At 45.1% G+C, this 19,211-nt stretch carries 16 protein-coding genes; 13 read left to right on the forward strand and 3 right to left on the reverse strand.

What is annotated here, in order from left to right; all coding sequences use genetic code 11:
- Positions 1-2: 2 nt before the first annotated feature.
- The gene (nrdA, locus tag R7P69_RS19590; protein WP_005376819.1) at positions 3-2,285 is read right to left on the reverse strand and encodes a class 1a ribonucleoside-diphosphate reductase subunit alpha; all 2,283 of its coding nucleotides are present in this window, start codon (positions 2,283-2,285) and stop codon (positions 3-5) included.
- A 501-nt stretch (positions 2,286-2,786) separates the two neighbouring features.
- A complete protein-coding gene (gene ubiG / locus R7P69_RS19595; RefSeq protein ID WP_005376820.1) occupies positions 2,787-3,494 on the reverse strand; it encodes a bifunctional 2-polyprenyl-6-hydroxyphenol methylase/3-demethylubiquinol 3-O-methyltransferase UbiG in 708 nt (235 codons plus the stop codon).
- Between the two features lie 475 nt (positions 3,495-3,969).
- Here ubiG and gyrA point away from each other — a divergent pair, with 475 nt between their 5' ends.
- From gyrA to R7P69_RS19610, 3 genes are all read left to right on the forward strand, one after another.
- A complete protein-coding gene (gene gyrA, locus R7P69_RS19600; RefSeq protein ID WP_017636128.1) occupies positions 3,970-6,681 on the forward strand; it encodes a DNA topoisomerase (ATP-hydrolyzing) subunit A in 2,712 nt (903 codons plus the stop codon).
- Positions 6,682-6,804: 123 nt separating this feature from the next.
- On the forward strand, positions 6,805-7,428 hold the full coding sequence (locus R7P69_RS19605) for a tetratricopeptide repeat protein (protein WP_193838085.1): 624 nt from the start codon (positions 6,805-6,807) through the stop codon (positions 7,426-7,428).
- A gap of 42 nt (positions 7,429-7,470) precedes the next feature.
- Positions 7,471-8,025 carry a hypothetical protein gene (locus R7P69_RS19610; protein WP_318121655.1) on the forward strand — a complete coding sequence of 185 codons (555 nt, stop codon included), beginning with the start codon at positions 7,471-7,473 and terminating at the stop codon, positions 8,023-8,025.
- A 118-nt stretch (positions 8,026-8,143) separates the two neighbouring features.
- On the opposite strand, the gene nrfA is transcribed toward R7P69_RS19610, so the two are convergent.
- A complete protein-coding gene (nrfA, locus tag R7P69_RS19615) occupies positions 8,144-9,571 on the reverse strand; it encodes an ammonia-forming nitrite reductase cytochrome c552 subunit (protein WP_031778935.1) in 1,428 nt (475 codons plus the stop codon).
- Between the two features lie 450 nt (positions 9,572-10,021).
- On the opposite strand from nrfA, the gene nrfB reads away from it, so the two are divergent.
- The 10 genes from nrfB (at position 10,022) to R7P69_RS19665 (ending at position 19,208) form a co-directional block, all read left to right on the forward strand.
- Positions 10,022-10,624 carry a cytochrome c nitrite reductase pentaheme subunit gene (nrfB, locus tag R7P69_RS19620; protein ID WP_238952023.1) on the forward strand — a complete coding sequence of 201 codons (603 nt, stop codon included), beginning with the start codon at positions 10,022-10,024 and terminating at the stop codon, positions 10,622-10,624.
- A 1-nt stretch (position 10,625) separates the two neighbouring features.
- The gene (nrfC, locus tag R7P69_RS19625; RefSeq protein ID WP_017636123.1) at positions 10,626-11,312 is read left to right on the forward strand and encodes a cytochrome c nitrite reductase Fe-S protein; all 687 of its coding nucleotides are present in this window, start codon (positions 10,626-10,628) and stop codon (positions 11,310-11,312) included.
- Positions 11,309-12,280, forward strand: a complete 972-nt coding sequence (nrfD, locus tag R7P69_RS19630) for a cytochrome c nitrite reductase subunit NrfD (RefSeq protein WP_238952022.1) — start codon at positions 11,309-11,311, stop codon at positions 12,278-12,280. The genes nrfC and nrfD overlap by 4 nt, the downstream gene beginning before the upstream one ends.
- 9 nt (positions 12,281-12,289) lie before the next feature.
- A complete protein-coding gene (locus R7P69_RS19635; protein WP_053306574.1) occupies positions 12,290-14,197 on the forward strand; it encodes a heme lyase CcmF/NrfE family subunit in 1,908 nt (635 codons plus the stop codon).
- Positions 14,175-14,708, forward strand: a complete 534-nt coding sequence (locus R7P69_RS19640) for a DsbE family thiol:disulfide interchange protein (RefSeq protein ID WP_054577026.1) — start codon at positions 14,175-14,177, stop codon at positions 14,706-14,708. Before R7P69_RS19635 ends, R7P69_RS19640 begins: the two co-directional genes overlap by 23 nt.
- Complete coding sequence (gene nrfF, locus R7P69_RS19645) at positions 14,695-15,105, forward strand: heme lyase NrfEFG subunit NrfF (RefSeq protein ID WP_025767282.1); 411 nt, start codon at positions 14,695-14,697, stop codon at positions 15,103-15,105. Before R7P69_RS19640 ends, nrfF begins: the two co-directional genes overlap by 14 nt.
- Positions 15,106-15,251: 146 nt before the next feature.
- Positions 15,252-15,428 (forward strand): hypothetical protein, encoded by a 177-nt coding sequence (locus R7P69_RS19650; RefSeq protein ID WP_020480909.1) that lies wholly within the window; start codon positions 15,252-15,254, stop codon positions 15,426-15,428.
- Positions 15,429-15,699: 271 nt separating this feature from the next.
- Positions 15,700-16,296, forward strand: coding sequence for a GTP cyclohydrolase II (locus tag R7P69_RS19655; protein WP_025767283.1), 597 nt, complete (start codon positions 15,700-15,702; stop codon positions 16,294-16,296).
- A gap of 174 nt (positions 16,297-16,470) precedes the next feature.
- A complete protein-coding gene (locus R7P69_RS19660) occupies positions 16,471-17,733 on the forward strand; it encodes an imelysin family protein (protein ID WP_005376847.1) in 1,263 nt (420 codons plus the stop codon).
- A 92-nt stretch (positions 17,734-17,825) separates the two neighbouring features.
- Positions 17,826-19,208: a di-heme oxidoredictase family protein gene (locus tag R7P69_RS19665; protein ID WP_005376848.1), complete on the forward strand. Its 1,383-nt coding sequence runs from the start codon at positions 17,826-17,828 to the stop codon at positions 19,206-19,208.
- The last annotated feature ends 3 nt before the right edge of the window (positions 19,209-19,211 follow it).

Here is a 19,211-nt window from a genome sequence, read left to right on the forward strand (position 1 = left end):
GATTAAATCTTACAACCGCCGCCAGCACAATCGTCATCTTGTGGTTGAACAGCGTCTTTCTGTTCATCTTTCGCGCCATCACGAGTGTTGTGGTAGTAAAGCGTTTTCACACCAAACTTATACGCTGTTAGCAGGTCTTGAAGTAGTTTCTTCATTGGAACCTTGCCAGTCTCGTAACGTGACGGGTCGTAGTTAGTATTAGCAGAGATAGCTTGGTCAACAAACTTCTGCATAATACCCACAAGGTGCAGATAACCGTCGTTCGAACCGATATTCCAAAGCAGTTCATAGCTGTCTTTAAGTTCTGTGAACTCTGGTACAACTTGCTTCAGGATACCGTCTTTCGAAGCTTTTACTGAAACGTAACCACGTGGTGGCTCAATACCGTTAGTTGCGTTTGAAATCTGAGAAGAAGTCTCAGAAGGCATTAGTGCAGTCAGTGTTGAGTTACGTAGGCCGTGCTCCATAATTTCTTTACGTAGGCTGTCCCAGTCGTAGTGCAGCGCTTCGTCACAAATTAGGTCGATATCTTTCTTATACGTATCAATCGGCAGTAAGCCTTTCGCGTAGTTCGTCTCGTCGAATGAAGGACACTTACCTTGTTCTTTCGCCAGTGCTACAGATGCTTTCAATAGGTAGTACTGCATTGCTTCGAACGTACGGTGAGTTAGGCCGTTCGCGCTACCGTCAGAGTATTTCACGCCATTCTTCGCTAAGTAGTAAGCAAAGTTAATCACACCAACACCTAGCGTACGACGGTTCATAGTCGATTTGTATGCCGCTGGTAGAGGGTAATCTTGGTAATCAAGCAGTGCATCTAACGCACGAACAACAAGATCGGATAGCTCTTCGAAATCATCTAGAGACTTGATAGCACCTAAGTTGAATGCAGAAAGCGTACACAGTGCGATCTCGCCTGAGTCATCTTCAACGTTAGTTAATGGTTTCGTTGGCAGTGCGATTTCTAAACATAGGTTCGACTGACGAACTGGAGCGACTTCAGAATCAAATGGGCTGTGAGTATTACAATGGTCCACGTTCTGGATGTAGATACGACCCGTTGATGCACGCTCTTGCATTAGCAGAGTGAACATTTCAATCGCTTTAACCGTTTCTTTCTTGATTGAAGGATCGTTCTCGTACTTCACGTATAGACGCTCAAACTCTTCTTGGTTTTCGAAGAATGCGTCGTACAGACCAGGTACATCAGATGGTGAGAATAGCGTAATATTGCCGCCTTCAACTAAACGTTGGTACATCAGTTTGTTTAACTGAACACCGTAGTCCATGTGACGAACACGGTTTTCTTCAACACCACGGTTGTTCTTAAGTACCATTAGTGAGCGTGCTTCACCGTGCCACATTGGGTAGAACACAGTAGCTGCGCCACCACGTACACCACCTTGTGAACAACATTTTACTGCTGTTTGGAAGTACTTGTAGAACGGAATACAACCAGTGTGGAATGCTTCACCACCGCGAATCTCTGAGCCTAATGCACGGATACGACCTGCGTTGATACCAATACCAGCGCGCTGAGATACATAACGAACAATTGAGCTTGCTGTTGCGTTAATAGAATCAAGACTGTCTCCACACTCGATCAGAACACATGAGCTGAACTGGCGAGTAGGGGTACGCACGCCAGACATAATTGGCGTAGGTAGAGAAATCTTAAATGTCGATGTCGCATCGTAGAAACGTTTGATGTAATCAAGACGTGTCGCTTTTGGATATTTCGCAAATAAGCACGCTGCTACAAGGATGTATAAGAACTGAGCACTTTCGTAAATTTGGCCCGTAACACGGTTCTGTACGAAGTACTTACCCTCTAGCTGCTTAACTGCCGCGTATGAGAAGTTTAGGTCGCGTTTATGGTCGAGGTACGCATCAAGTTCGTCGAGTTCTGCTTTTGTGTAGTCTTCTAGAATATGTTGATCGTACTTACCCATATCGACGAGGCGAGACACGTGATCATAAAGCGTTGGTGGCTCGTATTGGCCATACGCTTTTTTACGCAGATGGAATACCGCTAGGCGAGCAGCTAGGTATTGGTAATCCGGAGTCTCTTCAGAGATCAGGTCTGCCGCAGACTTGATGATTGTCTCGTGAATATCTGTCGTTGTGATGCCGTCGTAAAACTGGATGTGAGCGCGAAGTTCTACTTGAGAAACCGAAACATTATCTAGACCTTCTGCAGCCCAAGTGATAACGCGGTGGATTTTATCCAGATCGATACTTTCTTTACGGCCATCACGCTTGGTGACGGTAAGTTGTTGGTTCATTCTGCTTTATTTCCCTAAGAAAACTGATAAAAGCCGTATTTTTGTTTGTTTATGTGCAATATGAGTAAAGCTTGCGGCGGCTTTGTGATCAAAGTCTATCTATATATTGTCGCTTAAACACAACATATAGGGGTTCATTTGTTTGCGGGTTACAAGATAGTGCTATTACACTGATTTATCAAGGTACAGTTCGGGGATGACTTGTGGATAACTGACAAAATGAAAAAAATCAGTAAGTGAACACTAACCGATGAGAAAAGGGCAGACTTGAATGGTTAAAAGTACGGTTTCGAGATCGGTTTAGAAATAACCGCATGCAAAAATATTTTCCTTGATCTTTGGCCGTTTTTATCTACGAAAAATGGCTTGGTCAAAATGGAATCTAGAGCACGAATTTTAGCCATAAAAAGACAAAAAAAGCGGCAACTTTGTGCTACCGCTTCCGATTCATTTTCTTTAAAAAATGTCAATCACAAAACTCATTTTTTAACTTAATAGCGTTCAGTATTTTTTAGTATGAACGATGTAGTTTACATCTACATTACGACCGAGTTTGTAGCTGTCATTTAGAGGGTTGTAATGAAGCCCAGTAATGCCCATTTCCGTCAAGTCAGTTTGGTCTATCATCTTCATCATTTCGGCTGGCTTGATAAACTTATCGTGCTCATGAGTGCCTTCAGGAACAATCTTAAGAAGCTTCTCAGCACCGACAATAGCAAATAAGTACGACTTAATGTTTCGGTTCAAAGTTGAGAAAAACACGTGACCACCGGGTTTGACTAGCGCAGCACAAGAGCGGATAACGGAGAGAGGATCTGGAACGTGTTCAAGCATCTCCATACAAGTCACGACATCGTAAGTTCCTGCGTTTTCTATAGCGTGGTCTTCTATTGTGCTCTGAATGTAGGTCAGTTGAGTACCTGTTTCTAATGCATGTAGTCGCGCGACTTCTAATGGTTCTTTACCCATATCAAGCCCCGTCACAATAGCGCCTTCTTTTGCCATGCTTTCAGCAAGAATGCCACCACCACAGCCGACATCAAGTGCGCGCTTGCCAAACAAGCCATTTGCTTTTTCAAGTACATAGTTCAAACGAAGTGGGTTAATTTGATGAAGTGGCTTAAACTCGCCTTCTAAATCCCACCATCGAGAAGCCATGTCCTCGAATTTCTTAATTTCACTTGGGTCGACGTTTTGTGCTTTAGTCATAATTGGTTTTATTGCATTCAATCTGAGTCCTTTAGAGGGCGCCAGTATACTCCAACGTTTTACACCCAAACAACCTCGATGTGCTTAGTTAAGGGACAATGACAGAGTTCACTGGCGCGGCAATCGAGACAGGTGCCTGTAATTTGTAAAGCGCTAACTATTGTTTTTGCTTCATCCTTGAACTGGTGCCAGTGACAATAACTCTAAAACCTGCATTTTCGCGTTGTGTGGTTAAAGGAATTTACCTCGCTTTTCCGCGTAAAGGGTCCGATTTTGCTCAATATTGACCGAAATATAACCACTAATCAGAAAGATATGGGATGAGTGTGCAAATTCTCGACATTTGATTCATAACCAAGCTCACAACCTGATAAAAGGAGAGGGAAAGTGATGCCGAAGTGATGAATTGTGTGTTATATTTTTGCACCTTACACGTATCGTAATTACGATCAGATAATAGAGGGATAATGGCTCTATGAGCGATTTAGCTAAAGAGATCACGCCCGTAAACATTGAAGATGAGCTTAGAGGTTCATACCTAGACTATGCGATGTCAGTCATCGTGGGTCGTGCTCTTCCAGATGTGCGTGATGGCCTAAAACCAGTACACCGCCGCGTTTTATTCGCGATGAACGTACTAGGCAACGATTGGAACAAACCATATAAAAAATCAGCCCGTGTTGTCGGCGACGTAATCGGTAAATATCACCCACACGGTGATAGTGCTGTGTACGACACAATCGTACGTATGGCTCAGCCGTTCTCGCTTCGTTACATGCTGGTCGATGGTCAAGGTAACTTTGGCTCGATCGATGGCGACTCTGCTGCGGCAATGCGTTACACCGAAGTTCGAATGGCAAAAATTGCCCATGAACTATTGGCTGACCTAGACAAAGAAACCGTAGACTACGTACCAAACTACGACGGTACTGAGCAGATCCCAGCGGTTCTTCCAACTAAAATTCCAAACCTATTGGTTAACGGTGCTTCTGGTATCGCAGTAGGTATGGCAACCAACATCCCGCCTCATAACCTTGGCGAAGTGATTGATGGCTGTCTTGCATACATCAATAATGAAGAAATCACTATTGATGAACTAATGGATTACATTCCTGGTCCTGATTTCCCAACGGCGGCGCTTATCAGCGGTCGTAAAGGCATTGTAGACGCGTACAAAACAGGTCGCGGCAAAATCTACATGCGTTCGAAAGCGGACATCGAAGTGGAGAAGAATGGTAAAGAGACCATTATCGTCACTGAAATTCCTTACCAGGTGAACAAAGCTCGCTTGATCGAAAAGATCGCTGAGCTAGTTAAAGATAAGAAAGTAGAAGGTATCAGTGCACTGCGCGACGAGTCAGATAAAGACGGTATGCGCATTGTTATTGAGTGTAAGCGCGATGCTGTGGGCGAAGTAGTTCTAAACAACCTTTACGCTCAGACTCAGCTGCAAACCACTTTCGGTATCAACATGGTGGCCCTAAACAATGGCCAGCCACAGCTATTCAACCTAAAAGATATGTTGAAGTGCTTTGTTGATCACCGTCGTGAAGTTGTGACACGCCGTACTATTTTCGAACTGCGTAAAGCGCGTGAACGTGCTCATATCCTTGAAGGTTTAGCTCTAGCGCTTGCTAACATTGATGAAATTATTGAGCTTATCCGTAAGGCACCTACACCGGCTGAAGCAAAAGCGGGTCTTATCGCTCGTGGTTGGGATTTAGGCAACGTTTCAGCAATGCTAGAGCGTGCTGGTACAGATGCTGCGCGCCCTGAATGGCTAGAGCCTGAATACGGTATTCGTGATGGTCAGTACTTCCTGACTGAGCAACAAGCACAAGCTATCCTAGATCTACGTTTACATAAACTAACAGGTCTAGAACACGAGAAGATTCTTGGCGAATACAAAACACTTCTAGAAGAAATCGCTGAACTCATGCATATCCTTGCGAGCACTGAGCGTTTGATGGAAGTGATCCGTGAAGAACTTGAAGCGGTTCGTGACGGCTTTGGTGACGCTCGTCGTACAGAAATCACAGCTGCGAGCCATGATATTGACATGGAAGAGCTGATCGCACGTGAAGACGTTGTGGTTACTCTATCTCACGGTGGTTACGTTAAGTACCAAGTACTGAGCGACTACGAGTCACAGCGCCGTGGTGGTAAAGGCAAGAGTGCGACTAAGATGAAAGATGAAGACCATATCGAGCGTCTTCTAGTGGCGAATACCCACGATAACATCTTGTGTTTCTCTACTCGTGGTAAAACATACCGCCTGAAAGTTTACCAATTGCCTCTAGCGAGCCGTACTGCGCGTGGTAAGCCAATTGTGAACATCCTTCCACTCGAAGAAGGTGAGCGCATTACCGCGATTCTACGTGTTGATGAATTCTCTGAAGACAAATTCATCTTCATGGCAACAGGTGACGGTACGGTTAAGAAAACGCCGTTGAACCAGTTTGCAAACGTACGTTCAAACGGCCTAATCGCTGTGAACCTACGTGAAGACGATTCGTTAATCGGTGTGGATATCACTAACGGCGAAAATGAAATCATGCTGTTCTCTAAAGCGGGTAAAGTGGTTCGCTTTAAAGAAGCAGAAGAGATTCCAGTACTTGATGAAAATGGTAAACCAGTTCTTGATGAGAATGGTCAGCCAGAGATCAAGTTTAAAGGTGTTCGTCCTATGGGTCGTACCGCCTCTGGTGTTCGTGGTATGAAACTGGCTGAAAATGACCAAGTTGTATCACTTATTGTTCCTTCGCACGAAGGCGACATCCTAACGGTTACAGAAAACGGTTATGGTAAACGCACAGCACTTAGCGAGTACCCGACAAAAGGTCGTGGCACTCAAGGTGTAGTTTCTATCAAAGTTTCTGAGCGAAATGGCCCGGTAGTTGGTGCTATCCAGGTTGTTGAAGGTGATGAAATGATGATGATCACCGACGCTGGCACGTTAGTACGTACTCGTGTGGGTGAAGTTAGCCAAGTTGGTCGTAACACACAAGGTGTAACGCTTATCCGTACTGCGGAAGATGAATCAGTTGTTGGTTTGCAACGTATTGAAGAAGTTGATGATGAAGAGCTGCCTGCTGATGAAGATGCAGAAGCGTTAGAGTCAACAGACGAAAATACGCAGCAAGACGCTCCAGCTGCTGATGATGCAGAGGAAGGTAACGAAGAGTAATCTTACATCGTTATCCTGATATGAAAAGCCGAGCCTTAGTTGCTCGGCTTTTTTGTATCTGTATCAACGCATTTAAAGTAAGAAATGCGTACACTGACGTTATCTTTGTTTACAGGACGTGTTATGTCTGTTTGGTTTTTCGCTGCCATCACTCTGATGGGGCTGTTTATCGTACTCTTATCACTGAGTGCATCAAAAGTTAAACCTGCTCAATGGTTTGGCTTTTGCCTGTTAGTACTTGTCGTGACGAGTGCCAGTTTCTTATTGCTGCATCAAACTCCGCCTAAATCAATACAAGCGGAAATGTCACGAATGATGACTGCTCGTGACATCATGAAAGAGATTCAAGACCAGTTGCGTGAAGATCCGAACAACGCTGAATTGTGGTTCCAACTCGGGCAGGGCTACCTGCTAGAGGGGGAATTTGATGGCGCGCTGATTTGTTTTGATTACGCGATCCAACTGACTGAGCCAGTCAGTGCCACGCAACTTGCCGCAAAAGCGACGACCTTGTACTACATTCACCAGCAATCAATGACGCAAGAAGTTAGCTTGCTTTTGGAGCAAGCTTTGCAGATAGAACCGCACAATGAAGCCGCTTTGTCTTTGATCGCAAATGATCATTTTCTGTCATTCCGATTTCAGGAAGCGATTGATGCCTGGGTAATATTATTAGATTCTAATGATCCAAATTTAGATAGGGTGCAAATCATTAACTCTATTAACAAAGCAAAAGAGCTATTGTAAGCGTACAATTTAACAAGCAATAGAGAGAAAGGTGGGCAACGAATGAAAAATAAAGCACTAAGCATATTGGTTTTGCTGTGCGGCTCTGTGCTGGCGGGTTGTAGCTCTTCCGATCATTCTGGCTCTTCCTCTACGGTTTATTATTCATCGGGTTACTACGACCCGTGGTGGTACGATCATGACGACTACTGGATTTATTACTATCCGGGCTGTTGCGATAACGACGATGAATACAAAGAGAAACTGGAAGAGTGGTGGAATGGTTTAGATGAAGACCAACAGCAATCCATCAAAGACAAAGTCGAAGATTGGAAAGACGACGATATGTCCGCCAATATCGATAACATGAAACGCCAACTTGACGATCATTGGCAATCACAGCCTGACGAGCAAAAGCAAGAGATTCGAACCCAATGGGAGAATCGTCCGGAGCATATTGAACCAGCGACTTTACAAGGCAAGGCGGTGAAAGAAAAGGTTCAACAAAGAAAAGCATTACCGGAAACGAAGATCCAGCGTCCAGTTGCTCGTCCAAATGTGCAGATACCTAAAGCACGTCCAAATATTCAACCTAGACCTAGGCTTCCTCGTCGCTAGTACATTCGATTTTTGTCTCTCGATAGAATCAGGATGAAGAGATAAAGATAATAAAGAAAGAAAAGGGGCGTTCAGTACGCCCCTTGTTGTATCTATAAACTAACCTCTGCAAGTTAGACTAATATGTGGCTTCGCGTTCAGCTGCTGCTTTATCCCATTCTGGTGCCACCGTTTCTAGGAAGTGTTTCTTGTCTGCGTTCATCTTATCCATATCCATGCCCAGTGCTTGCTGTGCTTTCGCTTTGGTCGAGATATCTGGAATTTGAACAGGGTCAGTAATGCCTTTGGTTGCCAGTAAGCGAACCAACTTGGTACGGGCGTCAGCAGCGCGGTCAACTGCAGTACCAAGTACTTCTAGTGCTACCTCAGGAGCATGCATGTGGACACCGTGAGAAGCAATCGCGTAGTCCCAACGCCATTGTGCATGGCGAATATCTTGTAGGATAGGTTCCATCTCTGCTTCTGTTGCACCTGCTTTCCACGCTGCGCCTGCTTCAAAGTGTGCCGCTACGATTTGCTTCTCGGCGGTTAGCTTCATGTTCAGTACTTGCGCTTTGCGAGTCGAGACGATGCCTTGTAGCTGCTCTTTAGTTTGGGTATGGCATTGCGCACAGGTGTCTTCAAAACGATCAAATGGGTTACCCACTTTGTGGTCTGTGTACACCGTACCGTCTTCTTTGGTCACTTTAGGCATGTGGCAGTCCACACACACCACTTTGTTTTTACCATGAATACCCGCTCTCCAAGTTTCGAAACCCGGGTGTTGTGCTTTTAGCATCGGCGCGTTAGATACGGCATGCGTCCAATCTTTGAAATTCAACGCGTCGTAGTATTTCTCCATGTCATTAACGGTGGTGCCCATATCCCATGGGAATTTAACCGCTTTAGTTGGGCCGGTGAAGTAGTATTCAACGTGACATTGAGCGCAGACCGATGCTTGCTTATCTAGGCGAGACTGTTCATCAAAGTTTTTACCAATAGTATCAAAAGCACGCTCGACGTATGGGCGAGTCAGTGCCAGCGCGGGTTCGCCTTTCTTGAAGGCTTCAGAGCCCGTGTTGTGGCAATCGGAACAACCGATAGGGTTGACGATTTCTGAGCCTAAGCGTGCCCATTTACCTTCGAAATAACCGTCTTCACCACGTTCATCAATCACGCGAGCAACGTCTGGGCTTTTACAGCTCCAGCACGCCATCGGCATAGGCCCGGACTTCTCGTCGGTTGGTGCGCCAGTACGTAAGGTTTGGCGAACATCATCAAGTGCGTAAAAGTGACCGCGCGCTTTGTTGTAGTCTTTCGCGAAGCCATAACCTGCCCACAGGATAACCATGTTTGGGTCTTCACTTAGAGCATCTTCTATGTGCTCACTTTCGGATGTTGCTTTCCAAGAGTGGTATTGGTCGGGATGGTTCTGTTCAAAGGCGTCATTTCGAGGATCGATAAAATCCTTCTCTTCTGCCGCTAACGGAGCGCCAACCAAAAATAATTGGCTGGCGAATAAGGTCGCAACCGCAATAGGTGCGCTCATCCAGTGTTTTATGCTCACAGTGTTATCTCCATATTCGTTTTTATTAGCAGCGTTGTGAGGAGCTATTCCAAATAAGAACTGGAGATCTACGATTAATAATATTGCTTAATTGGATAGATGAAATAGTGAGTGAATCTTGTCTTGTTTTAGATCAATTTACACCAGTGATCTCAGTCATGTTTGAATTTATATACCTCTAAAGTGGTAGTTGTTAAGTCATTGTTCTGCAATGCTTTGGGTTTTTAACCTTTTTAAAAATAGGGTGATTTAGTTCGCTTTTTGAGCAGGCGTTTCTACCCCTTATGAATAATAGAGGTATTATAAATATAGGTTTAGCGTTGTGGCTTTCCGAAATAAGAATTGATGTCATTTGAAGATCTAAAAAATATCTTCAGAGGAAATTAATTGTCGCTCAAATAAATAATTGAGAATAGTTATCAATTATTATCGAGCTAAGGAAAGAACAATATGGGCAATCTAAAATTGACCATAGAGACAATGCTGAAACTTCTCTTCGTCTTTGCCATCTATGGTTTCTCCATCGCCGCCCATGCGACTTCTTCAGAGCCGATTGAAGGTGCTCAAGCTGAGCGTCATCAAGTCGAGTTGATCCGTGACCGTGACTACAAGTGTCTGCAATGTCATAAGGATGCAAAAGAGACTCTGAACCTTTCGCATGACCCGCAAGCTCTACTCAGCCAAGGGAAGCAACTTAATTGCACCAATTGCCATAGCAACATTGGTCCCGACCATCGTGAAGGTGCGCCTGATGTGATTAAGTTTTCTGCCGCGCAATCGAAAGAGGTACACGACAAAGTGTTCCTTGATCCAAGCATGATTCTTAAAGCCAACGGCCAATGTGTGGATTGCCACGCACCGACACAGCTGAGAGAAAGCCACTGGACGCACGATGTGCACGCCAAAAACCTCACTTGTTCAAATTGCCACGATGTACACGCAGCGAAAACCAAAGCGTTGTCGTACGACAGAAAACAACTGATCAAGCAGTGTGTGGATTGTCACTCTGAATTTGCCGTCGAACCTGAACTTGCCAAAGAAGAGGAGAGATAGCATGAAATGTTCGAGAAGAAACTTTTTAGCCGGCAGCGGCGCGTTGATTTTAACTACAGGCGTTGCAGGCACTTCCGTTGTTAGCTCCTCTCTCTATGCCAGCAACAGTGAACAAGCGAAACGCATGGGTATGGTTCATGATGAAAATGCCTGTATTGGCTGTACCGCTTGTACCGATGCTTGTCGCGAAGTAAATAAAGTCCCTGAAGGCGTAACGCGACTTAAAATTCATCGCAGTGAACCGATTGGCGAATTTCCAGATGTGGAATACCAGTTTACTCGCGAATCCTGTCAGCACTGTGATAACCCACCATGTGTGTACGTTTGTCCAACAGGCGCTGCATACAAAGATGAAGCGACCGGCATCGTGGATGTGCACAAAGAGAAATGTGTCGGATGTGGTTATTGCCTTGCCGCTTGCCCTTACCAAGTGCGCTTCTTTAATCCAGTCGATCACTCTGCGGATAAATGTAACTTCTGCCGTGATACCAACCTAGCGCAAGGTAAGCAGCCAGCTTGCGTGGAATCTTGCCCAACAAAAGCACTCATCTTTGGTGATTTGAATGACCCAACTAGCGAGGTGAGCAAAGCTATCGAAAGCCATGTTGTCTATCGCGATAAATCGCATTTAGGTACGCAACCTAAACTGTACAAAATTCCGCATAGCAAAGGGGAGGTGTCATCATGAACGGCTTCGAAAGTGCATTCCACTTTGACTCGTTAGTCTGGGATTGGATCATCGCGATTTACTTATTCCTTGCTGGGATGTCAGCAGGTGCGGTGATGATTTCTATCTATTTAAAACGCAAAGTGATTGAAGGTGATCCCGCAAACAACGGCATCATGAAAGCGATGGCTTGGCTTGCGCCATTTGGCATCATTGCTGGGTTGGTAATTTTGATTTTCCATTTAACCAAGCCTTTAGAGTTTTGGAAGATCATGATCTACTACAACCCAACGTCTGTGATGTCGATGGGCGTGATCTTGTTCCAAGTGTACATGATCGTGTTGTTTGTTTGGATTGGCGTTATCTTCCGCCATCAAATCATCAGCTTCTGTGAAGGGAAGTTACCAAGCAAACTGCTGGATTTTGCCGATGGCATTTTGATTAAGGCGGGGAAAGCCAACAACGCAATTGAATTGTTCTTGGGCTTCTTAGCCATCGTGCTTGCAGCGTACACTGGCTTTCTATTGTCTGCGTTGAAGACTTACCCAATGCTAAACAATCCAGTACTGCCAATCTTGTTCCTGTTCTCTAGTTTGTCCTCGGGCGCAGCAGCATGCTTGATGTTCGGCATCTTGGTGTTTAAAGAGTCGACCTGCAGCCCAAGTGTGTCTTGGGTGCACGGATTTGAACGCCCAGTAGTGTTGTTTGAGTTGTTTGTCTTAGTGACATTCTTTACTGGACTGATCTTCAGCGGTGGTCAGAACGAAGTCGCGGCTTGGAATGCTATTTCGAGTGGATTCTGGGCTCAATGGTTCTGGGTTGGCGTAGTGTTCATCGGCATGATAACGCCTTTGACTCTCAATTGGTTAACGCCTTCAGAAGTGCGCCACAAAGGCAGTTACGTTTTTGTGGTCACGACGTTGAGCTTGGTTGGCGTACTTATGCTGCGTACTTTCATTCTCTATGCCGGTCAAATGACCATAGTGTAAGGGGGAAAAATGGAGGCTGAGCTAGGGTTCTTCTTACTGATATTGGTGGCTGTAACATCGACTTGTGCATCGTTGCTGCATTGGCTACGTCGTGCTATGAGTAAGAAGGCGACATTGCCGCATCAAGTCGCGATGTCCCACATCATTAGCTTAGCTTCCTTCATTTGTTTAGCACTTCTGATCGTCTGCTTCGTGCAAGACAACTTCGCGTTGGAATATGTTGTTACGCATTCCAACAGTCAACTCCCCGTAGCATTCAAGATTGCTGCCGCTTGGGGCGGGCACCAAGGCTCCATGTTGTTTTGGGTCGTCACCTTGAGTTTATGGGCGTCGTTTATTGCATTTAAGTCACCGCTCAACGCCCAATATACTTGTGACTGTTTAGGAATCATGAACGTTCTTATTGCGACATTTGCTTGGTTCACGTTAATGACCTCTAACCCGTTCGAGTATGCCCAAGTATTGGCGTCGGAAGGACGAGATCTAAACCCAATGTTGCAAGATGTTGGGCTTATCATTCATCCACCATTGCTTTATCTCGGTTATGTCGGTTACGCTGCAATATTAGCTTTTGCATTAGCAGCCCTATTGGGTAAACAACCGATGAGCGATTGGTATGTGGTTGCTCGAAGCGCAGCGTTTTTTGCATGGGGAACGCTCACGTTGGGTATCTTGGTGGGATCATGGTGGGCGTACAATGAGCTAGGGTGGGGCGGCTGGTGGTTTTGGGACCCTGTGGAGAACGCTTCTCTACTCCCTTGGCTTACTGGTACTGCTTTGTTGCACAGCGGTGTTGTCGCAACACGTAACAGAGGCGCAATTTGGAGCACCTATGCACTGGCGTTTGCTACGTTCAACCTAAGCATTTTAGGGACATTCGTGGTGCGCTCTGGCGTGCTGACTTCAGTGCACGCTTTTGCGGTGGACCCAACTAAAGGTTTAGTGCTGCTTGGTGTATTGAGCTTGCTTGTCATCATCACTTTTGGCGTATTGATTTTGCGAGGAGAACAACTCCCTCGTTTCAAACTTCAATCTCTAGCGAGCCAAGCTTACACTGCTTATATCGCCAAAGGGCTGCTGGTTATTGCGACTGCCATCGTTTTTCTTGGCACTTTTTATCCGATGGTTTATCAACTGCTCGGCTTAGGGAACATTTCGGTTGGCGCACCTTACTTTAATAGTCTGACCTTTCCATTAAGCATACTGGCTCTGATTGCCTTAGCATTCATGCCAGTGCTGAAATGGACAAAAGGCGCAGTTCCGAGTGGAAGCACTGATATCGCGATTAGTATTGCGTTATCTATAGTCTCTGGGATCGGGTTTATGTTCTCAGTGAACGTACTGCATTTCGAAGTATTGCTAACCATAATATTGGCTACTTGGGTGATTGTGGCGCATCTCGTTATGCTGTTTCGTTGTTCCAATAAGCGCAAACTCATGCCAATCGTGATGGCACATATCGGTTTTGCGCTGGCGGTGAGTGGAGCTGTATTCAACAGTCACTACTCATATGAACATAATTTACGTGTCGAACCCGGCAGTTCTCAACAAAGGGCGGGGATCACTATCGATTATCATGGTATCGAATGGCTGGTGGGGCCAAACTACACCGCGGAACAAGGACAGATCACCTTGCACTTGGAAGATGGCCGCATGCTCAATTTCAACCCGCAAAAGCGTCATTACCCTGTGCGAGTGATGAATATGACCGAGCCCGCGATTCGTTCACTATGGCATGGCGATTATTACGTGACATTGGGTGATAAAGTCGACACTCATGCTTATGCGATTAAAGTTCAGTACCGCGCAGGTATTTGGTGGATATGGTCTGGCGGGCTATTAGCTGTGTTTGGTGCGCTATTAACAGGCCTAAAGAAAAGGAGAGAGGCTATCAATGCGATCGAGAAATACGCTTAAACTCGCAGGTCTCGTTGTGGCTGTTGCCGTGTTTGCTGTAGTTACTGCGGTGGCCTTGTCTGAGCGACCACATGTCGAATTGTCCCCACAACGAAATTTAGAGACACCTAATTTTCGCTCTACTTCTCTGATCTCTGATGACATAGTTTCTGAGCAATTGTTCAAAAGCGACGGATATAAATTATTGAATGTTTGGGCATCTTGGTGCGGGGTATGCAAGCGAGAGCATGAAGAGTTATTGCAGTTAGCAGAACTCGGTGTGCCTATTATTGGGCTGAATTATAGAGATCAAAAACAAGCTGCCCGTGAATATTTGAGCTCTAAACGAAACCCATATATTGAAGTAATTAGTGACCCTAATGGAAAGCTCGCTGTGGAGCTAGGTGTTATAGGAACGCCGGAAACTTACTTGATTGATCAAAATGGTCGTATATTGATCAAATATCGTGGGGAGCTAACGGCAGATAAATGGAACGATATATTTTCAGGATACTTGAATGTTTCGATTTAATAATCTTCTCCTCACTTTAATCCTATTTATACTATTTTCTCCTTTCACGAGAAGTGCGGATATAGAACAGAATGTTGATCTGTTTGAATTTCATTCTGTTGAAGTGCAACAGCGTGCAACCTCGTTAGCCAAGACCTTACGCTGCCCGCAGTGTCAAAACCAAAACCTTGTCGAGTCTAATGCACAAGCGGCTAAAGACCTGAGGTTGAAAGTGTATACGATGGCCAATGAAGGCAGCTCAGATCAAGAAATAAAGGACTATCTAGTTGCTCGTTATGGGAATATTGTTCTGTATCAACCACCATTAAATTATTCCACGGCGCTGTTGTGGATCTTTCCTGTGCTATTTTTGATCTTTTTTGTCTTATATTCGATCCGAATGGTGAAGCGTAATTAATGTGACCGTTATTCCACTATTAAAAATAAATTGTGCACTTAACAAGCAGAATGTTATCATTTTTCCGAATTTATGAAGTTTCCAGTATAAAGAAAATAAAAATTTTGAGCTGGATAAGTAATAAAAGAACGAAATAGGTGCACGCAGTGGATTCAGTTATATTACAACTTAAAAAAGACTTCTATTCGCAGATTCGTGCATTGCAATCACCGAACCTGCCTCAAGTTACTTCAACGCTCGCCGTGTTGACCGACGAGGAAATCCAAGAACTCGAAGCAGTTTGGATTGAACTCGCCGTTTGGAAGCGCAGTCAGACCCATTAAAAGATAGACCAAACGACCTTCTTGAAACCCCAGACAAAATTTGTCTGGGGTTTTTTATTGTAGTTTTTTTAAATTGTTATAATATAACAATTGTTCAGTTGGAGAGTGTTTCTCTTTTGCTGTCTTGAGTGGATAACTGCCCTCAATTGTGATCTCTATATTGCAAAATGCGGTATCAGTCCCCATAGTTGAAGAGCAACGAGTAAATCCCATGAATGCAATAACGAAAACGCACCAAGCGCATCAAGCAATAAATCGAGTGAGTATAGATATGGCGGAAGTACGTGCCAGAGTAGATTTTAAAGTCGGGGCAAAAAGTAACATTGATGCCGAAATTCTGTCTTTCCATGGTCTGAAGACAGACAAAGAGCATGTTGCTATTATCTTTAAACAAGCGGACCAAACTCAGGACATGCCTTTAGTTCGTATGCACTCTGAGTGTTTGACAGGCGATGTGTTCCACTCTTCACGCTGTGACTGTGGTGAGCAACTAGAAGAGACGATCAATCGCATGGGCGAGTCCGGTGGTATCATCTTGTATCTCCGTCAGGAAGGTCGTGGTATTGGTTTGTACAATAAGATCGATGCATACCGCTTACAAAGCCAGGGCATGAACACGTACGAAGCTAACAACCATTTGGGCTTTGATGATGACCTGCGTGATTTCACAGAAGCAGCACAAATGCTAGAAGCTTTAGGCGTGAATAAGATCCGCCTTGTGACGAACAACCCTAAGAAAATCCGTGAGTTATCTGAGTACGGAATTGAAATTGGCGAGGTTGTCAATACCTCTGCACATATCAAAGATGGCAACGAAAATTATCTGAAGGCAAAAGTCTCTCACGGAAAACATGACCTAAAGGTTTAATCCTAAAGATAAAACTGACAATAAAGTCTGTGAAAAACCTCATTTTTATGAGGTTTTTTTGTATCTGGAGTTGCAAATAAATTGTAAATTTGTATTATCTCGAGACTAAAGTGCAAATAAGAATAATTAGCACTACCAATACGATAATTGAAAAGCTCAACAAGGATGCTTCAGATGAATGCAAAAAAAGTTTTAGTCCAATCTATTGCTGCATCACTCCTCATTGCCAGTGGTTCTACCGTTGCTGCCACAGTAACTAAACAACAAGTAGTCGAACATTACGCGGACGTTGCCCATGCTGTGTTTGCTGATTCAGTAACAACAGCGAAAGCGCTTGACGTAAAAATCGACGAATTTCTACAATCACCATCAGCGAAAAAGCTTGAAGAAGTAAAACAAGCTTGGCTCGATTCTCGCGTTCCTTACCAACAGTCTGAAGTTTTCCGTTTTGGTAACGCGATTGTTGATGATTGGGAAGGTCAGCTGAACGCATGGCCACTTGATGAAGGTTTGATTGACTACGTAGCGGCTGATTACCAATACGAATTGGGTAACGAGGGCGCTGCTGCCAACATCATCGCGAACACTAGCCTACAGATCGGTGCTTCTAAACTGGACGTTTCAAAAATCACTCCAGAATTGCTAGCGGATCTAAACGAAGTAGGTGGTTCTGAGGCAAACGTTGCATCAGGTTACCACGCGATTGAATTCTTACTTTGGGGTCAAGACCTAAACGGTACTAACGCGGGTGCAGGTCAACGCGCTTACACTGATTTCGTTGTGGGTTCTGAGTGTACGAATGGCCATTGTGATCGTCGTGGAGAGTACCTAAAAGCAGCCGCTGATCTACTGGTTCAAGACCTTGAGTGGATGGAAAAGCAGTGGTCTGCTGAAGTGAAAGGTAACTACCGTGAAGAGCTACTGAACGACTCAGCAGACAATGGTCTACGTAAGATGCTATTCGGCATGGGTTCTCTTTCTCTAGGTGAGCTAGCGGGTGAGCGCATGAAGGTAGCACTGGAAGCGAACTCAACAGAAGACGAGCACGATTGTTTCTCAGACAACACGCACAACTCCCACTACTACAATGAGCAAGGCATCTACAACGTTTACACAGGTACATACAAAGGTGTAAACGGCAAAGAGCTATCTGGTCCAAGTATCGCTGACCTTGTTGCTCAAAAAGACAAGAAAGCAGCGACCGAAATTCAAAAGCAGTTTGATACAACACGTAGCCAAGTTGGTGAGCTAGTGACTTCTGCAGAGAAGAACAACCAGCACTTTGACCAACTTATTGCAGCGGGTAACGCACAAGGCAACGCGCTAGTAAACGACACCATCATGTCGTTGGTAGCACAAACCGGAGCGATTGAGCGCGCGGCAAGCATTGTCGGCATCGACAGCCTAAGCCCTGATACTGCTGACCACGAGTTTTAATAAGAAAACCATAATAAATAAGGGCTCTTTGTGAGCCCTTTTGACGTTTGAGCTCGTTGTTATCACCCTTGTTGTCTATGTAGAGCAATGATATGAAGCCATACCTAATTTCTGCGCTAGCCGCGATCCTTTCTTCTTCTGCCATGGCTTATGATGTTAAGTCTGGTGGCAAAACCAGTGTTAAAAAAGACGGCGCGAATGCCTATTCTCTTCCTGCTGCTAACTTGCCAATGAGCAAACGCCTCGATTTTAGCGTCGGTAACAGCTTTTTCCGCAACCCTTGGGTACAAGCGCCAGCGTCAACGGACGCTCGTGATGGCTTAGGCCCGCTTTTTAACACCAATGGTTGTCAGAATTGTCACATCAAAGACGGTCGTGGTCATCCGCCAGAGAAAGATGATTTACATGCCGTGTCTATGTTAGTGCGCTTAAGCATTCCTGCGATGACGCCAGAACAAAAGAAAGCTTACATCAAAGATGGCGGCATACCTGAGCCGACTTATGGTGGCCAGCTTCAAGATTTCGCCCTGCAAGATCAAACGCCAGAAGGCAAAATCGAAATCACTTACACCGATGTCCCAGTGAAATTTAAAGACGGTACGACGGTGACGCTAAGAAAACCTCATTTGAACATTACCGATCTGGGTTACGGCGATATGCACCCTGATACCGAGTTCTCAGCACGCGTGGCACCGCCAATGATCGGCCTTGGTTTGTTAGAGAGTATTCCCGACGAAACGCTACTTGCTTGGGCTGATGAACAAGATGCCGACAAAGACGGTATCTCAGGCAAAGTCAATAAGGTGTGGGATATTGAGAAGGACGACTTCTCGATTGGTCGCTTTGGCTGGAAAGCAGGACAACCGACGCTAATGCAGCAAAATGCAGCAGCATTTAATGGTGATGTGGGTCTTACGAGCCATTTATTCCCAAATGAAAACTGTACCTCGAAACAAAGCATTTGTGACGACATGCCAAATGGCGGCAAACCTGAAGTGAGTGAAAATATTCTCGACTTCGTAGAGTTTTACAGCCAGCACTTAGCCGTACCTATTCGCCGTAACGTCAATGATCCTAACGTGAAACTTGGTCAGCAAATCTTTGCTGCGTCTGGCTGTGAAAGCTGCCACAAGACCAGTGTTAAAACGGCGAAACGACCAGAGTTACCAGCGCTTTCTGAGCAGCTTATCCACCCATACACAGACATGCTTTTGCATGACATGGGTAAAGGCTTAGCCGATAACCGTCCGGAATACTTAGCAAACGGCCGTGAATGGCGAACGGCACCGCTATGGGGCATTGGTTATACTGAAGAAGTAAACGGACACACTTACTTTCTACATGATGGCCGCGCTCGTAACCTGATGGAAGCAGTGTTGTGGCACGGCGGCGAAGCGGAGACAGCGAAACAAAACGTCTTAGCACTGAACAAAAAAGAACGTGACGCATTGATTGCGTTTCTGAACTCTCTATAAGGA

This window comes from Vibrio sp. 661 (assembly GCF_033339315.1).
GTDB classification, from domain to species: Bacteria; Pseudomonadota; Gammaproteobacteria; order Enterobacterales; family Vibrionaceae; genus Vibrio; species Vibrio alginolyticus.

Excerpts from the sequence above, each read along its gene's own strand:
- nrdA (WP_005376819.1), bottom strand. The coding sequence starts at position 2,285 with ATGAACCAACAACTTACCGTCACCAAGCGTGATGGCCGTAAAGAAAGT.
- ubiG (WP_005376820.1), bottom strand. The coding sequence starts at position 3,494 with ATGACTAAAGCACAAAACGTCGACCCAAGTGAAATTAAGAAATTCGAG.
- gyrA (WP_017636128.1), top strand. The coding sequence starts at position 3,970 with ATGAGCGATTTAGCTAAAGAGATCACGCCCGTAAACATTGAAGATGAG.
- R7P69_RS19605 (WP_193838085.1), top strand. The coding sequence starts at position 6,805 with ATGTCTGTTTGGTTTTTCGCTGCCATCACTCTGATGGGGCTGTTTATC.
- R7P69_RS19610 (WP_318121655.1), top strand. The coding sequence starts at position 7,471 with ATGAAAAATAAAGCACTAAGCATATTGGTTTTGCTGTGCGGCTCTGTG.
- nrfB (WP_238952023.1), top strand. The coding sequence starts at position 10,022 with ATGGGCAATCTAAAATTGACCATAGAGACAATGCTGAAACTTCTCTTC.
- nrfC (WP_017636123.1), top strand. The coding sequence starts at position 10,626 with ATGAAATGTTCGAGAAGAAACTTTTTAGCCGGCAGCGGCGCGTTGATT.
- nrfD (WP_238952022.1), top strand. The coding sequence starts at position 11,309 with ATGAACGGCTTCGAAAGTGCATTCCACTTTGACTCGTTAGTCTGGGAT.
- R7P69_RS19635 (WP_053306574.1), top strand. The coding sequence starts at position 12,290 with ATGGAGGCTGAGCTAGGGTTCTTCTTACTGATATTGGTGGCTGTAACA.
- R7P69_RS19640 (WP_054577026.1), top strand. The coding sequence starts at position 14,175 with ATGCGATCGAGAAATACGCTTAAACTCGCAGGTCTCGTTGTGGCTGTT.
- nrfF (WP_025767282.1), top strand. The coding sequence starts at position 14,695 with ATGTTTCGATTTAATAATCTTCTCCTCACTTTAATCCTATTTATACTA.
- R7P69_RS19655 (WP_025767283.1), top strand. The coding sequence starts at position 15,700 with ATGGCGGAAGTACGTGCCAGAGTAGATTTTAAAGTCGGGGCAAAAAGT.
- R7P69_RS19660 (WP_005376847.1), top strand. The coding sequence starts at position 16,471 with ATGAATGCAAAAAAAGTTTTAGTCCAATCTATTGCTGCATCACTCCTC.
- R7P69_RS19665 (WP_005376848.1), top strand. The coding sequence starts at position 17,826 with ATGAAGCCATACCTAATTTCTGCGCTAGCCGCGATCCTTTCTTCTTCT.